Genomic DNA, 13,751 nt, shown 5'->3' on the forward strand with positions numbered 1-13,751 from the left:
TAGGCGGTGTGGACGGATTTGATGAGGATGAAGCACAAGGCGAGAGCGACGATCGCGGCGAAGCCGCATTCGGTCTTCTCGCAGTGCAGGCCGACGCGCTTGAAGCACTTGAACTTTGTGAGCACTGCTCGATGCGGACGCAGCCCCGGTAGATTGCCTTCGGAAAGAAGGCCGGACGGCGCTTTGCGTTGGATTTGAACGGGATGGTACGGCCCCGGGCGATGGTCCGGTTTGCCTTGGCGTCAAGCCCTGTCGGCGAGCGCCGCACGCGACGTCACGTTGGGATCCAAGTCCACCTGAAGAGCGGCCTCGTCTCCAGTCAGGTGGAAGGCGATTGGCTGGTCGGTCTTCAGGTGGATCTTGCTGCAGTTCCTGTTCATCAATATGTTTGCGGTAGTGCTTTTGATCCTGCCGCTCTTCGTGCCCATGCGCGAAACCGGCATTCTCGATACGCGTTTTGGCCTGATCCTGGCGGACGTGACCGTTGCCATCCCTTTTGCAGTCAGGATGTTGACCAGCTACATCGGCACCATCCCGAAAAGCCTCGACGAGGCGGCGATGATCGACGGCTGCTCGCGACTGGCAGCGCTTCGCCGGGTGGTTCTTCCATAGACGATGCCAGGCATCATATCGACCGGCATTTACATCTTCATCACGGACTGGAACGAATATCTATATTCGCTGACGCTCGGGGGTCGGAACGTCCGCCCAGGTGACCGTGGTGATCCAGACGCTGATCGGGGAATATGAGATCGAATGGGGCCTGCTCGCCGCCGGCACGGTCGTCGGCGCACTGCCCACCACGGTGCGATGGCATCGATTCAATAACCAAGGGTCATTAGACCATCGCTTTTCACCGTTCTATTTTCGTTGATCTGCAAAGGAATTCGGAAAATGAGGACATCCCACGCATCGGGGGGTAGGTGATGAAGGCGATCGTCGTGACGGACCAGGCCGCGGGAACGGCCGGGATGAAGCTGGTGGAGCGGCCCGAGCCGCAAGCAGCGATAAACGACGTCGTCGTTCAGGTTCAGGCGTCGGGATTCACCTGGGATGAGCTGACATGGCCCCCGACCTGGACCGATCGCCGCGATCGTGACCGAACACCGTCGATCCCCGGGCACGAGTTGGCCGGTGTGGTCACCGCTCTCGGCTACGGCACCACGGGGCTGTCGGTGGGACAGCGGGTGTTCGGCCTCACGGACTGGTATCGCGACGGCACCCTGGCGGAATATGTGGCAGTCGAGGCGCGCAACCTCGCGCCGCTCCCGGGCGACGTCGACTTCACGGTTGGCGCCAGCCTGCCGATGCCGGGCCTCACTGCGTGGCAGGGACTGTTCGAGCACGGCCGCCTTCAGGCAGGGCAAAGCGTCATCGCACACGGCGCGGCCGGCGTAGTCGGGTCGATGGTAACCCAGCTCGCACGTGAGTTCGGCGCCTACGTCGTCGGCACCGGACGCGCCGCTGACCGTCAGGCGGTGCTCGACTTCGGCGCGCAGGAGTTCGTCGACCTCGAGAACGACGCTCTGGAAGATGTTGGCCCGGTCGATCTGGTTTTCGATATCTTCGGCGGGGACATCGCGAAGCGGTCTGCGCGCCTGATTCGAGCCGGAGGAACGCTGGTGACAATCGCCGGCCCGGCCGAAGCACGGCCCGCCAACGGCTTGGCGGTCGATTTCGTTGTCGAGTCCGATCGTGTCCAACTGAGTGAGATCGTCCGGCGGGTGCGAGACGGACGGCTGCGGACGAGCATCGGCACCATCTCGACCCTCGACGATGCCGTCGCCACCTTCAACCGTACCGAGCGACGCAAGGGGAAGACGATCATCCGCGTTCGTCCGTGAGCGACACGCGCCCATTAATCCACGCAGCGGGCTGGCGCTGTCCAGGTCGGCCGGCTGCGTTCTATCAGATCCTAGCCACCGAGAGGCATCCATGGCTTTCACGTTAAAGATCAACGGCACACCCCATGAGGTCGATGTCGACGGCGACATCCCCGTTTTGTGGGTGCTGCGCGACGTGCTCGGCATGACCGGGACCAAGTTCGGCTGCGGCCAGGCGCTGTGCGGCGCCTGCACCGTGCATCTCGACGGCCAGCCGGTCCGCTCCTGCCAGACGCCGGTCGACAGCGTCGGCGACAGTGCGATCACCACGATCGATGCGATCGGCCAGACCCCGGAGGGCGCGGCCTTGCAGAAGGCGTGGCTGGATCTGGAGGTGGTGCAGTGCGGCTACTGCCAATCCGGCCAGATCATGTCGGCGGCGGCGCTGCTGAAGGATACGCCGAAGCCGACGGATGACGATATCGACGCGGCCATGTCGGGCAATGTCTGCCGATGCGGCACCTATCAGCGCATCCGCGCCGCCATCAAGCACGCTGCGGGAGTTTGAGATCGTGAATAGGCTGATTCCGAGAGAACAGATTGCCGATGAGGCAGCGGTGTCGCGGCGCGCCTTTCTTCAGGGCACAGGTTTGCTGCTTGGTTTTGCGCTGACCGGTGCAAGCACGGAGTCCGTCTTCGCGGCGCCCGCTTCGCGGGTGGTCGAAAACGAGGTCACGGGTACGTTCGCACCGAATGGATTTATACGGATCAATCCGACCGGGGCCGTGACCCTGGTCATCCCGATGGCCGAGATGGGACAGGGGGTTTACACGTCGCTCTCGATGCTTCTGGCCGAAGAACTGGAAGTGAGGCTTGACCAGATTCAGGTTCAGCATGCGCCGGCAAATGACGCGCTCTACGCCAACTCGATCCTGCAAAGTCAAATTACAGGCTTGTCGTCGTCTATCCGTGCGTTCTGGACGCCCTTGCGTCAGGCAGGGGCCGTGGGTCGTAATCTGCTGATTGCGGCTGCTGCCAACCGGTGGGATGTCGATCCAGCCACTTGCCATGCCAAGAACGGCGTCGTGTTCAATGCGTCCGGCTCGAAGCATCTGAGCTACGGCGAACTTGCGGAGGCGGCGGCGGAATTGCCCTTGCCGCCTGCAGCAGACGTCAAATTGAAGGATCCGAAGGATTTCACGCTGATCGGCACGCCTGCCAAGCGTGTGGATTCCTCGATAAAGGTCGATGGGCGTGTGCGCTACGGCATCGACGCACGAGTGCCGGGTATGAAGGTTGCCGCGATTGCTATCTCGCCTGTGCTCGGTGGTAAGGCCAAAACGGTGGACGAGGATGCCGCGCTGGCAGTGAAGGGCGTCCGGCAGGTGGTCAATATCGACGAAGCTGTTGCCGTGGTGGCGGATCACATGGGTGCGGCGAAGAAGGGGCTCGAGGCCGCCGCAATCACCTGGGACGACGGGCCCAACGCCAAGGTCAGCAACGCCGACATCGTCAAGCAATTGGAGGAAGAATCCAAAAAGGCGGGCGCGGTTGCCCGTAACGATGGCGATGCAAGGAAGGCCCTTGCGGAGGCGGCGCAACGGCTTGACGCCATTTATCAGGTGCCTTTCCTGGCCCATGTGACGATGGAGCCGATGAACTGTACCGTTCACCTGCAGAAGGATCGTTGTGACATTTGGGTCGGGACACAGGCGCCTACCCGTACGCAGTCAATGGTGGCCGAACTCACCGGCCTGCCAAAGGACGCGATCAAAATTCACAATCATCTGATCGGCGGAGGTTTCGGCCGAAGGCTGGAGGCCGATGGCACGCTGCTGGCCGTCAAGATCGCCAAGCACGTCGATGGCCCGGTGAAGGTGATCTGGAGCCGGGAGGAAGACATCCAGCACGATATGTATCGGCCGTACAATCTCGATCGGCTGTCGGCGGGACTTGATGCTTCCGGCAAGCCGGTTGCCTGGACGCATCGGATCGCCGGCTCCTCAGTCATGGCTCGCTATGCTCCCCCTCTGTTCAAGGACGGATACGACTTCGTTGTCGTAGAATCGGCGGCCGAGCTGCCCTATGCGATGCCCAACATCCACGTCGACTATGTCCGGGTCGAGTCGCCTGCTGTTCAGACGGCTTTCTGGCGAGGCGTCGGAGCAACCCGCAACGTCTTTGTGGTCGAAAGCTTCATGGATGAGCTCGCGCATGCCGCGAAGCAAGATCCCGTCGCATATCGCAAGGCTCTACTCGGTCATAATCCGCGAGCGCTCGCTGTCCTGTCGCTCGCTGCAGAAAAAGCAGGGTGGGGATCACCACTTCTCGCACGCCACGGCCGCGGGGTTTCGATGCAATTCGCTTTCGGGAGCTACATGTCGCAGGTCGCCGAAGTCGAAGTGGCCGATGATGGCTCTCTCAAGGTCAAGCGGATCGTCTGTGCCGTCGACTGCGGTATGTACGTCAATCCCGATACGATCGAAGCGCAGATTCAAGGCGGAACCCTCTTCGGGCTGACCGCTGCGCTATATGGCTCGATCACCTTCAAGGATGGACGGGTCGAACAGAGCAATTTCCATGACTATCTGCCGATGCGTATCGATGAGGTGCCGGTGGTGGAGACGCACCTGATTAAGAACGCAGAAGCTCCAGGTGGCATTGGCGAAGCGCCGACATCCATCGTCAGTCCGGCAGTGACCAATGCGATCTTCGCTGCGACCGGCAAGCGCGTGCGCAGTCTGCCGATCGATACGGATTTGCTGAAATCATAGCCATAGTCCTCGCCCGGGAGCTCATGGGGCCTTAACCCATCCACACCGCCTCGACATTGTTGCCGTCCGGGTCGATCATGGAGGTGGTGTAGTAGTTCAGGCCTACGCCTCGAACGATATTCGGGGGTCCCTTGCCGCGAGAAACCATAGCCGAATGGCGCATCGCCTCGTTGAAGCGCATGCTGGATCGAAATCGCGGATTTGCAGCCATCATCCATGCATCGCGGCGTCGCTAGGCCGGCAATCATAAGTTCCAGTGAGAGCTTTTGTGAGCCATCCAACGAACGCATCCAAAGAGGTCATCGGAAACCAGCGAAGAAACCACAGGTCAGATGCGGGCAACACCCCTTCGTCCGTTCGAGCGGGCGGTGGAATTCACGGAGTAGATTCGTTTGACGCTACTTAAACAAGTGAGGTTTCTCCCGTTGGGTTTCCCCCTTACGTCCTGGGCTTTCGCTATCCGAATCTGGTTAGCGGCAATCCTGGCGTTGTATGTGAGCTTCTGGATTTCGATCGAAATGCCGGCGATAGCGATAATAACGGTTGCGATCATCGCCGAACCGACTCGCGGCCAAGCCCTCGAGAAGGCAGTCTTTCGTGTGATTGCGACGATCATCGGCGTTGCGGTTTCCATTGCCATAACTGGGCTTTTCTCCCAGACGCGGGATCTTATGCTGATAGCCTATGCCGGCTGGATGGGCCTGTGCGTGTACGTCGCAGGACTTCTCGACGGCAATCGTACTTACGCGGCGGTCCTCTCGGGCATCACGGTGGCTTTCGTTGGGATCCTGGAAATCGACAATCCGGGGCACGTGTTCGAGGCGGGCATGATGCGCGGTGCATCAATCCTCATTGGAATTGCATCCCTTACGATTGTCAACGATCTACTATGGGCGCCTGATCGTCATAAGAAGCTAGTAGAGCAACTAGCTGACATCCGTCGCCGGGTCGGCAACTACGCGAAGTCGGCTATCCTTGGTGAGACCACGCAGCCAATGAAATCAGCTGCTCTGCTCGCTGAAATTTCTTCACTTCGGCCGGAAATATCGAGCCTGGCATTTGAGTCGAGTAGCGGCCCAGCTAGAAGCGTAGCGGGCCAAAACGCGGCCGCTGCGCTTGTGGCGCAGCTTCATGCTGCGCGCAGTCTCAATGTGCTTCCGGTCACCGCCGATAAGGCGACATCCGAGAGAATGGTGCGCGCACTTGAACACGACGAAAGCACACTCACATCCTCGATGGTCATGTGGAGTGCCAAAAGGCAAAGCGACACATATACGACCGCGTCGCTGGCCTGGACACTCAACGAGGTCCTCAGAAGAGATGAGCAGGTCCGACAGAATCTTACCGCCTTGCGGACTGACAAACGTCCTCCATGCCATTGGCGCGGGCTGATCTATCGATCCCATCGAGCTGCTGTTGAGGGTGGCATTCGCGCAGCGATCTGGGTTGCGTTGGCGGGGCTGTTCCTCGTGTATGCGGGCTGGCCCGCGGCAAGCACTTCCCTTGCCGTTGTCGGCGGCTTGGTCGGCCTTGGAGCAATGACGCCCAATCCGCGCGCGACGACCGCCCTGGCGCTGATTGCGGCACCCATTGCCGGTCTTCTGGCCGGGCTTCTCGAGTTCGTCGTCCTCGATGGCGTTGACGCCTTCACGTTGCTTGCGATCGGACTTGCTCCTCTCGTGATCGGCGCCGCACTCCTGATATCGTTGCCCAATCGCATAGTGTCGGCTCTCGGTCGATTCATCCTCATATTCGCCGTGATAATATTCTCGCCGGCCAATCCACAGACCTACGACGGACAGTCGTACGTTATGTTCTTTCTTTTGGCTTGTGTTGCTCCCGGCGTGTTGTTGGCGACGCAATTTCTTGTGCCTCCAGTCTCGCAAGACCGGCGGAGACGCTGGATGTTGTTGTCCTCTCGCAAAGAGTTAGCGCAAGGACCGTCCTGTGATCGGCGACATGAGCCCGAGGAGGAGATGTTTCGTGATGCCGTCAGGATTGGTCAGATCCTGTCCGCCGGCGGGAATGCTCCGAATGACGCGGAGACGATCGAAGAGGTTCTTTCTCATTTCGACCAATCTTCGATTATCCGGTTGTGCGACGACAAGCTGAAGATGCTCGCCGGTGGACCGTTAACGGCGTTGGCTGGAGAGGTGCGCGCTTCGTTCAACAAGCGGGAGCCGCAGGCACTTCGCGCCGCGTCCCAGCGCTTATGCAAGGCGTCGCTGCCAGATCATTTTATAGCCGATCTCTCTGCTGCGCTCATGGTCGCGAGCTACCACATTGAGGCCGCGCTCGGACGACGCGTTTATCTCGACGAGGCCGCGTGATGGTGCGTATCTTCCGCGAATTGGTCATCGGCGGCGTTTTGTTTGCACCGTTCATCACCTATGCGGTGGCGGCTCTGTTTGTCGTGCTTCTCGTCAGGCCGCTGCTGCGTTTTGTTGGATTTTCGCGGATCTTCAGCAACGCTGCCATCGCCGAACTCAGCCTCTTCGTAGCAATTCTGGGCCTGATCCTCTTGTTTTTCTGAGGGATATTTGATGCATGGTGCCGGTCAAGATAAGGCGATCGATCGAGAAGAACAGCAGTCGAATTCGTTGTCAGGGTCGACCGAAGATGGAGCATTGCCCGAGCTCAGTGCGGTTGCGCGTGCGAAATCCGAGCAGCCTCCACCATACGAGCAGAGGCCGTCCGCACTACCCCCCAAGCCACCGGTCGCCTGGCGAAGAGCCATGGCGCCATTTCTGTGGTCGATGTCGCGCCGACTTGCGACGTTGGCGATCTTCCTTGTCGCGGTGCTCGTCTCACTCATGGTGTGGGACCAGTATGTAATTGCGCCGTGGACCCGCAATGGCAGCGTGCGTGTCCAGGTTGCAAGCGTCGCACCTCAAGTCTCTGGCCGGATTACGCAGCTGCGGATTACCGACAATCAATTCGTCCACAAGGGAGACATCCTCTATCAGATTGAGCCTTTTGATTTCGAGGTTGCATTGCGGTCGAGCAAAGCGCTGCTGGAGCAAAGGGAAACCGACTTGTACGTGAAGGAGCTGCAGTCCGAACGGCGGAAGCGGCTATCCGATCTGTCCACCACGCGGGAAGAGCAGCAGGTATTCGAAGGCAGTGCCCGACAGGCGAAAGCCGCGGTCGACGCGGCGCGTGAACAGGTCGCCCAGGCAGAAATCAATCTGAAGCGAACGGAGATTCGTAGCCCGGTGAACGGCTACGTCACGAATCTTCTGTTACGAGTGGGCGACTTCGCGCACGAGGGGGTCAGAAACATTTCGATCGTCGATACCGATAGCTTCTGGGTGGATGGCTATTTCGAGGAAACAAAGTTGGCGCAGGTGTGCATTGGGGATCGTGCCGAGGTGAAGTTAATGGGTTATTCTATCCCGATCATCGGTCACGTGACGACGATCACCCGAGGCATTAGCGTGTCCAACGCGGCGACCGGCGCTCAGGGTCTCCCCAATGTTAACCCCGTCTACACGTGGGTAAGGCTGGCACAACGTGTCCCGGTCAGAATCGCCATCGATAAGGTACCGCCTGGCATCCCGCTCGTCTCCGGCATGACTGGAACTGTAACGTTAAGCGCCGATTCTCATGCTAAGGAGAAAACATGGCTTTATCGCGCGAAGGCTGTGCTCAGTACCAGTCTCTCCCACGTGATAAGTGGAGTATCACCGCGACCTCGCTGCATCGCGCCCCGGACTTGAGCAAGAACGCATGTCAGCGGCCACATTTTTGACGCGCGATCAAGGAGTTGTTCCAGAAGCGCTAGATGGCCGACGGTGTGATCCGAAGCGTCCTGCAACGGTTGACAGATGAGTTGCCCGATGAGCCGCGCATCGTTTTCTTGGCCTGTATTGCAGACGGCATGGCGCCGGAGCAGTTTGCCGAGTTGTTTGAACTAACATCGCACACGGTATAAGCACGTCTGCACAACGCCCGAAGTTTGCTGGTTGAAGTGTTTACGCGCCAGTTCGATCACGCCCTCGGTGGCGTCTTTCAGCTAGACGATAACGGTAGCGAGCGCATAGCGAACGCAGTAATGGACCGACCTTTCCTGCGCCGGTGAAGCGGGGCAACATGAAAGCGCGTAACCCGGCGCGTCGGCGGCTTTTACGGTCACGGGCAACGATCGGCTCACGGTTGGTCTGGCTGTCGTCGATGATGATCCGCTCGGGTCGGGCCTAATCATAGGACCGCGATTATCGGAGATCATGACACGAGGCGTATAGCCTTTTGTCATAACTTGGGCATCGGTCGCTTTTCAGCCTTTGTACCGCGCCGGCTTGAACAAGCACGTCATGGACGAAATCGTTCCGATCGACCGCCCGCCAAAGCCAGTGCTTCCGGCCGTGTGCTACGTCGATGGCATCGATTCCATAGCCAATGGTCATTGGACCATCGAGTTTCGCCGGTCCTATTTTCGCTTGTCTGCAAAGGATTCGGAAGATGAGGATCTACCGCACACAAGCAGGTGGACGATGAAGGCGCTGCCAGGATCGGCCGGCTGCGTCCTATCAGCCTGCCGGGGCGACCTGGGAAACTATCCATTGCCCCTGGCATGAGATGTCGAACGGGCCTCATTGCCGCAGCGTTTCCAGCAAAGAGAAGCGAAAGCGCTCTTGTACCTCAACCTATCCCTTCGCCCATAGGAATCAGCATGACCAACGCCGTTATCGAATGTATTCTGAGCCGCAGTGCCGCCAAGTATTACGACCCTGCCGCCACCCTGAGCGACGATCAGATCCGCGACTTGGTGCGTATCGGCACCTCCGCGCCGACATCCTTCCACCTGCAGAACTGGCGCTTCATCGCCGTGCGCACGCCTGAAGCCAAGGCTCGGTTGCGTCCGATCGCCTGGGGCCAGCCCGCGATCACCGAAGCGGCTGTCACTTTCATCGTCTGCGGCCAGTTGGCCGATTCCAGCGTAGTACCAGAGCGTCTGTCACCGGTGGTGGAAGCGGGAATCATGCCGGCAAAGATGGTCCCGGAATGGGAAATCCCCGCACGCGGCCTGTACATGGAGTACCCGCAGCGCCAGCGCGACGAGGCTGTGCGCTCCGCGACCTTCGGCACCGCGGCGATGATCTATGCGGCCCGCTCGCTGGGCCTGGGTTCGACGCCGATGATCGGATTCGATGCCGAAGCGGTGCACCGCGAGTTTGGCCTGGCCGAAGACGAAGTGCCGGTCATGCTGTTGGCCGTAGGACCGGAGCGTCCGGGCAACTGGCCGCAGAAGCCGCGCCGTCCGGTGGCCGATGTGCTCGAATTCGCATAATTCTTAATCAATTCCGTAACTTATGGAGACCACAATGCCCAGAACTGCAGCGCCGAGCCCGGAACAGGTGCCGCCCGATTCGAAGTCGACTCTCGATATGTTCACCAAGAACATCGGGTTCACCCCAAATATGATGGCGGCCTTCGCGCAGAGCCCTATCGCGTTCAACTCGTGGGCCACCCTGCTCGGCTCCCTGAGCAAAGCGCTCGACGTGAAGACACGCGACAGTATCGGCCTCGCCGTCTCCGAGGTGAATGGTTGCAACTATTGCCTGACGGTTCACAGCTTCACGGCCGAACATATGGCTAAGCTGTCGGCTGATGACATCATTCTCGCCCGGAAGGGCCATGCCAACGACCCGAAGCGGGACGCCGCCGTCCAGTTTGCGCGCAAAGTCATCGAGACCCGCGGGCACGTCAGTGACGCCGATCTGAAAGCCGCCCGCGATGCTGGCTACACCGAAGCGAACATCATCGAGATCGTCGCGCTGGTGGCCATGTACTCCCTGACGAACTTCTTCAACAACGTGTTCGATCACGAGAAGGACTTCCCCGCCGTTGCGCCGGCGGGCTCGATCTGAATTCTATCCGGTCACATCGACCATCTCCGAAGGTCCTTGGACGTTCCATGTGATGCGAGTCTAACACTAAAGCCCGGATGCACAGGAGCGCTTCCGGGCTTTTCGTATGGGCCGACGGCCGCTCGCTCGGCGTCGCGCCGCCGCTATTTCTTGAAAGACTTAGCCCGGTTTGCGGAAGGCGCATAGGGCGCGGCGCGGTACGCTTGGTTTTTGATTGCTGCCCAGGGGCGTGTTACGGAAGCTGATCGCCATTCGGTTGTAGGCCGTTCACCAAGCTGATCGCGATCGAGTTCCTTCTCGCAAAAGACCGTGCGGCCGCCTGGTATGTCTCGTCCGGCACACCGGTTTGGAGCACACGTGTCACCGTCTCGACCAGGGCCAAGGCGGCGCGCTCGGTGTCGGTAAAGAGATTGCCGCCGTCCTCCCAAGCCTGAATCAAGGCGAGCTTTTTGGTCGGCACGCCGTCTTCGTGAGATCGCGGGTATGCATGTCGAGCCAATAAGCGCAGTTGTTGATCTGCGAGACGCGCGGATATACTAGCTCCACCAGCACCTGCGAGCAGGCGGGTCTGCGTGACATAGCCGTAGACTCCGCCGAGGGCCTTGGGCGCCATTCGGAGCAATTTTGTTATAATCCAGTCGTTTAGTCACACTGCTCTTCCCTTGATAACCATGCAAAACTCGGGCGAGGTTTGCACTCTTGATGTTATTTGACGGGCGTGGTCAACGGGTTATCATTGGTGTCGAGGACGAAGACAGCGAGCAGTTTTGCCGGCTCGGTCCTGCTGGCATTGCGGCTGATCGAATGGGTCGCACCCGGCGGTTCGGACCAGCTCTCACCCGCCCGATAGATGCGCGTCTCGCCGTCATTCACCTTCGACTCGATCGCACCCGAGATCACATAGGCGTATATGAAGGATGATTTCGCGTGGGTGTGGGACGGGGAAGCCGCGCCCGGCGCGTAATTTACTTCCAGGGCGATCAGCGACTTGCCGGGGATATTGGGAATCGCCTCCTCTAAATTCTTGGTGACAGTTTCCACTTGGCCGTCACGGGCCGCGACAGGGACGGCCATCGAGATGGCAAGAGCCGAGCAGGTGACGGCAATGATGGTCGGGATTTTCATCGACTTTTTCCTTCTGCCTATAGGTTGGTCTTCGTTTCTCATTGTTTCCTCCCAGCCTTGCCGGCCTGCTGACTATCGTTAGTGGGATTTGGCGCGAAATACGCTGTAGCGCTTTGGCTACTGCAAGGCCCGTGCGTGTCCGTGCGCAGCTCAGCCCTCGCCATGTCAATTCAACCTCGAGCAGACCCTCTCTATGCCGCCGTCACTTCCAGCCCGCGCTGCACCCCCGGACGCGCGAGGCCGCGGTCGAGCCATGCCGGGACATTAAGAAAGCGGTCGAAGCCGACGAGCTCGCGCGCTTCGTAAAAGCCGATCAGGTTGCGCACCCAGCCGAGCAGCGAAATATCGGCGATGCTGTAGTCAGTGCCCATCACCCAGTCGCGTCCCGCGAGCCGTTCGTCGAGGACACCGAGCAGCCGCGCTGATTCGGTTGCGTATCGGTCACGCGGGCGCTTGTCCTCATAGGCCTTGCCGGCGAATTTGTTAAAGAAGCCGACCTGGCCGAACATCGGCCCGACGCCGCCCATCTGCCACATCACCCACTGGATCGTTTCGTAGCGGGTGTTCGGATCGGCCGACATAAATTGTCCCGTCTTGTCCGCAAGATAGAGGAGGATCGCGCCCGATTCGAACAGTGCGAGCGGCGTGCCGCCCGGCCCGTCGGGGTCGTAGATCGCGGGAACCTTGCCGTTGGGGTTGAGTGCGAGAAAGGACGGGTCGTAGTTTTCGTTCGCCATGATGTCGATCCGATGCGGCTCGTAGGCGAGGCCCGTTTCCTCAAGCATGATGCCGACCTTCACCCCATTGGGCGTCGGCAGGGAAAAGAGTTGCAGCCGATCGGGGTACTGCACCGGCCAGCGCGCGAAAATCGGATGATTGAGTGCCACTTTCTCCCTCCTAGATGAACGGACCGAGCTGCGCCGGGACATGGCCGCTTCTTCCGCGTGGATGCGTGCCGAACTGGCCCGCAGGCAGAGCCAAAAACAGGAAACGAAGCGGCTGCGGTTACACGCTTGTTCGCGATTTCGACGACCTTTGGTGACGTTAGTATCGACATTAATGACGCGCGAGATCAGCCAGATTGCAATGGCAACGACGGTCGAGACGATCGCCACGATCCAAAAGGCGACGATGATCCACGAGGAGTGGCGGAACAACTCGCCCTCCCCAAGTCCTCATGGACGAACGCGGATGATCGTCTTCCCGCTGATCCGCTCGGTCGGATTGAAAGCGGCGACAGCGTCGTCGAGGGTCGAGACGGTGCCGATATTCGTCCGCAGTCGTCCGTCACGCACCCGCTGGACGATTTCACTCAGTTGGGCACGATCGGACTCGACAACGAAGTCGACCGCCAAGCCTTCGGCGGGCCGCGACTCGGCCGGGCCGACGACGGTCACCAGCGTACCTCCGGCTCGAATCAGGGCTGCGGACCGCTTCTGTACGTCACCGCCGATGACATCGAACACCAGATCGACTCCACCGACGTCTTCCAGGGCGTCGTTTTCAAGGTCGACGAATTCATTTGCGCCGAAGTCGAGCACCCTCTGACGGTCGGCAGCACGTCCGGTGCCGATGACATAGGCGCCGGCCTCTCGTGCGAGTTGCGTCGCCATCGAACCGACTGCGCCGGCCGCGCCGTGCGCGAGGACGCTCTGTCCCGCCTGAAGACGGCCGTGCTGGAACAGTCCCTGCCACGCGGTCAGACCCGAGATTGGCAAGCTCGCGCCCACCGTGAAGTCGACGTCGCCCGGGAGCGGCGCGAGGTTGCGTGCCTCCATGGCTATATATTCCGCTAGTGTGCCGTCGCGATGCCAGTCTGCGAGACCGAACACCCGCTGTCCCACTGAAAGACCCGTGGTGCCATAGCCGAGCGCGGTGACCACACCGGCCAGCTCGTGTCCGGGGATCGACGGTGTTCGGTCACGGTCGCGACGATCGGTCCAGGTCGAAGGCCAACCCAGCTCAGTGTTGACGAACCCCGACGCATGAACCTGAACGACGACATCGTTTATCGATGCCTCCGGCTCGGGCCGCTCCACCAGCTTCATCCCGGCTGTTCCCGCAGCCTGGTCCGTCACAACGATCACCTTCATGATAATGTTCTCCTTGATCAGCAACGGCTTGGCCATTGACCATCATCGACGCCATGCCCCGGTTAT

The 13,751-nt window shown here is 60.1% G+C and carries 16 protein-coding genes and 3 pseudogenes; 12 read left to right on the plus strand and 7 right to left on the minus strand.

What is annotated here, in order from left to right; translation table 11 throughout:
• The first annotated feature begins 360 nt into the window (after nt 1-360).
• From G6N73_RS37520 to G6N73_RS31805, 5 genes are all read left to right on the plus strand, one after another.
• On the plus strand, nt 361-612 hold the full coding sequence (locus G6N73_RS37520; protein ID WP_246252733.1) for an ABC transporter permease subunit: 252 nt from the start codon (nt 361-363) through the stop codon (nt 610-612).
• A 100-nt stretch (nt 613-712) separates the two neighbouring features.
• On the plus strand, nt 713-874 hold the full coding sequence (locus tag G6N73_RS37525) for a hypothetical protein (RefSeq protein WP_246252734.1): 162 nt from the start codon (nt 713-715) through the stop codon (nt 872-874).
• Nucleotides 875-926: 52 nt separating this feature from the next.
• Nucleotides 927-1,844, plus strand: coding sequence for an NADP-dependent oxidoreductase (locus G6N73_RS31795; protein ID WP_165033921.1), 918 nt, complete (start codon nt 927-929; stop codon nt 1,842-1,844).
• Between the two features lie 91 nt (nt 1,845-1,935).
• Complete coding sequence (locus G6N73_RS31800) at nt 1,936-2,391, plus strand: (2Fe-2S)-binding protein (protein WP_165033922.1); 456 nt, start codon at nt 1,936-1,938, stop codon at nt 2,389-2,391.
• Between the two features lie 4 nt (nt 2,392-2,395).
• Complete coding sequence (locus G6N73_RS31805) at nt 2,396-4,597, plus strand: xanthine dehydrogenase family protein molybdopterin-binding subunit (protein WP_343044821.1); 2,202 nt, start codon at nt 2,396-2,398, stop codon at nt 4,595-4,597.
• A gap of 31 nt (nt 4,598-4,628) precedes the next feature.
• On the opposite strand, the gene G6N73_RS31810 is transcribed toward G6N73_RS31805, so the two are convergent.
• Nucleotides 4,629-4,778, minus strand: a complete 150-nt coding sequence (locus tag G6N73_RS31810; protein ID WP_206079207.1) for a VOC family protein — start codon at nt 4,776-4,778, stop codon at nt 4,629-4,631.
• 229 nt (nt 4,779-5,007) lie between these two features.
• Here G6N73_RS31810 and G6N73_RS31815 point away from each other — a divergent pair, with 229 nt between their 5' ends.
• The 4 genes from G6N73_RS31815 (at nt 5,008) to G6N73_RS31830 (ending at nt 8,531) form a co-directional block, all read left to right on the plus strand.
• A complete protein-coding gene (locus tag G6N73_RS31815) occupies nt 5,008-6,927 on the plus strand; it encodes an FUSC family protein (protein ID WP_343044822.1) in 1,920 nt (639 codons plus the stop codon).
• Complete coding sequence (locus tag G6N73_RS31820; protein ID WP_165033926.1) at nt 6,927-7,130, plus strand: DUF1656 domain-containing protein; 204 nt, start codon at nt 6,927-6,929, stop codon at nt 7,128-7,130. The genes G6N73_RS31815 and G6N73_RS31820 overlap by 1 nt, the downstream gene beginning before the upstream one ends.
• 202 nt (nt 7,131-7,332) lie before the next feature.
• On the plus strand, nt 7,333-8,316 hold the full coding sequence (locus G6N73_RS31825; RefSeq protein WP_246252735.1) for an HlyD family secretion protein: 984 nt from the start codon (nt 7,333-7,335) through the stop codon (nt 8,314-8,316).
• A 65-nt stretch (nt 8,317-8,381) separates the two neighbouring features.
• Complete coding sequence (locus tag G6N73_RS31830; RefSeq protein WP_165033928.1) at nt 8,382-8,531, plus strand: hypothetical protein; 150 nt, start codon at nt 8,382-8,384, stop codon at nt 8,529-8,531.
• A gap of 166 nt (nt 8,532-8,697) precedes the next feature.
• Here G6N73_RS31830 and G6N73_RS37530 read toward each other — a convergent pair.
• Together G6N73_RS37530 and G6N73_RS38860 are read right to left on the minus strand one after the other, a co-directional pair.
• Nucleotides 8,698-8,790 (minus strand): annotated as a pseudogene (locus G6N73_RS37530) (IS6 family transposase); the annotation flags it as partial.
• A 23-nt stretch (nt 8,791-8,813) separates the two neighbouring features.
• A pseudogene (locus G6N73_RS38860) lies at nt 8,814-8,961 on the minus strand (IS6 family transposase); the annotation flags it as partial.
• On the opposite strand from G6N73_RS38860, the gene G6N73_RS31835 reads away from it, so the two are divergent.
• The 3 genes from G6N73_RS31835 (at nt 8,911) to G6N73_RS31845 (ending at nt 10,467) form a co-directional block, all read left to right on the plus strand.
• The gene (locus tag G6N73_RS31835; protein ID WP_165033929.1) at nt 8,911-9,174 is read left to right on the plus strand and encodes a hypothetical protein; all 264 of its coding nucleotides are present in this window, start codon (nt 8,911-8,913) and stop codon (nt 9,172-9,174) included. The pseudogene G6N73_RS38860 and the gene G6N73_RS31835 sit on opposite strands and share 51 nt — an antisense overlap.
• A gap of 95 nt (nt 9,175-9,269) precedes the next feature.
• On the plus strand, nt 9,270-9,887 hold the full coding sequence (locus G6N73_RS31840; RefSeq protein WP_165033930.1) for a nitroreductase family protein: 618 nt from the start codon (nt 9,270-9,272) through the stop codon (nt 9,885-9,887).
• 34 nt (nt 9,888-9,921) lie between these two features.
• Nucleotides 9,922-10,467 carry a carboxymuconolactone decarboxylase family protein gene (locus tag G6N73_RS31845; RefSeq protein WP_165033931.1) on the plus strand — a complete coding sequence of 182 codons (546 nt, stop codon included), beginning with the start codon at nt 9,922-9,924 and terminating at the stop codon, nt 10,465-10,467.
• A gap of 159 nt (nt 10,468-10,626) precedes the next feature.
• Here G6N73_RS31845 and G6N73_RS38865 read toward each other — a convergent pair.
• From G6N73_RS38865 to G6N73_RS31865, 4 genes and pseudogenes are all read right to left on the minus strand, one after another.
• A pseudogene (locus G6N73_RS38865) lies at nt 10,627-11,117 on the minus strand (carboxymuconolactone decarboxylase family protein).
• 55 nt (nt 11,118-11,172) lie between these two features.
• On the minus strand, nt 11,173-11,592 hold the full coding sequence (locus G6N73_RS31855; RefSeq protein WP_165033932.1) for a cupin domain-containing protein: 420 nt from the start codon (nt 11,590-11,592) through the stop codon (nt 11,173-11,175).
• 191 nt (nt 11,593-11,783) lie between these two features.
• On the minus strand, nt 11,784-12,521 hold the full coding sequence (locus tag G6N73_RS31860; RefSeq protein ID WP_206079208.1) for a glutathione S-transferase N-terminal domain-containing protein: 738 nt from the start codon (nt 12,519-12,521) through the stop codon (nt 11,784-11,786).
• 246 nt (nt 12,522-12,767) lie between these two features.
• Nucleotides 12,768-13,685 (minus strand): NADP-dependent oxidoreductase, encoded by a 918-nt coding sequence (locus G6N73_RS31865; RefSeq protein WP_165033934.1) that lies wholly within the window; start codon nt 13,683-13,685, stop codon nt 12,768-12,770.
• Nucleotides 13,686-13,751 lie beyond the last annotated feature (66 nt).

It is taken from the genome of Allomesorhizobium camelthorni, assembly GCF_011045125.1.
GTDB classification, from domain to species: Bacteria; Pseudomonadota; Alphaproteobacteria; order Rhizobiales; family Rhizobiaceae; genus Allomesorhizobium; species Allomesorhizobium camelthorni.

Coding starts and splice junctions, on each gene's coding strand:
- G6N73_RS31795 (WP_165033921.1), top strand. CDS start 927: ATGAAGGCGATCGTCGTGACGGACCAGGCCGCGGGAACGGCCGGGATG.
- G6N73_RS31800 (WP_165033922.1), top strand. CDS start 1,936: ATGGCTTTCACGTTAAAGATCAACGGCACACCCCATGAGGTCGATGTC.
- G6N73_RS31810 (WP_206079207.1), bottom strand. CDS start 4,778: ATGCGCTTCAACGAGGCGATGCGCCATTCGGCTATGGTTTCTCGCGGC.
- G6N73_RS31820 (WP_165033926.1), top strand. CDS start 6,927: ATGGTGCGTATCTTCCGCGAATTGGTCATCGGCGGCGTTTTGTTTGCA.
- G6N73_RS31825 (WP_246252735.1), top strand. CDS start 7,333: ATGGCGCCATTTCTGTGGTCGATGTCGCGCCGACTTGCGACGTTGGCG.
- G6N73_RS31830 (WP_165033928.1), top strand. CDS start 8,382: ATGGCCGACGGTGTGATCCGAAGCGTCCTGCAACGGTTGACAGATGAG.
- G6N73_RS31835 (WP_165033929.1), top strand. CDS start 8,911: ATGGACGAAATCGTTCCGATCGACCGCCCGCCAAAGCCAGTGCTTCCG.
- G6N73_RS31840 (WP_165033930.1), top strand. CDS start 9,270: ATGACCAACGCCGTTATCGAATGTATTCTGAGCCGCAGTGCCGCCAAG.
- G6N73_RS31845 (WP_165033931.1), top strand. CDS start 9,922: ATGCCCAGAACTGCAGCGCCGAGCCCGGAACAGGTGCCGCCCGATTCG.
- G6N73_RS31855 (WP_165033932.1), bottom strand. CDS start 11,592: ATGAAAATCCCGACCATCATTGCCGTCACCTGCTCGGCTCTTGCCATC.
- G6N73_RS31860 (WP_206079208.1), bottom strand. CDS start 12,521: ATGTCCCGGCGCAGCTCGGTCCGTTCATCTAGGAGGGAGAAAGTGGCA.
- G6N73_RS31865 (WP_165033934.1), bottom strand. CDS start 13,685: ATGAAGGTGATCGTTGTGACGGACCAGGCTGCGGGAACAGCCGGGATG.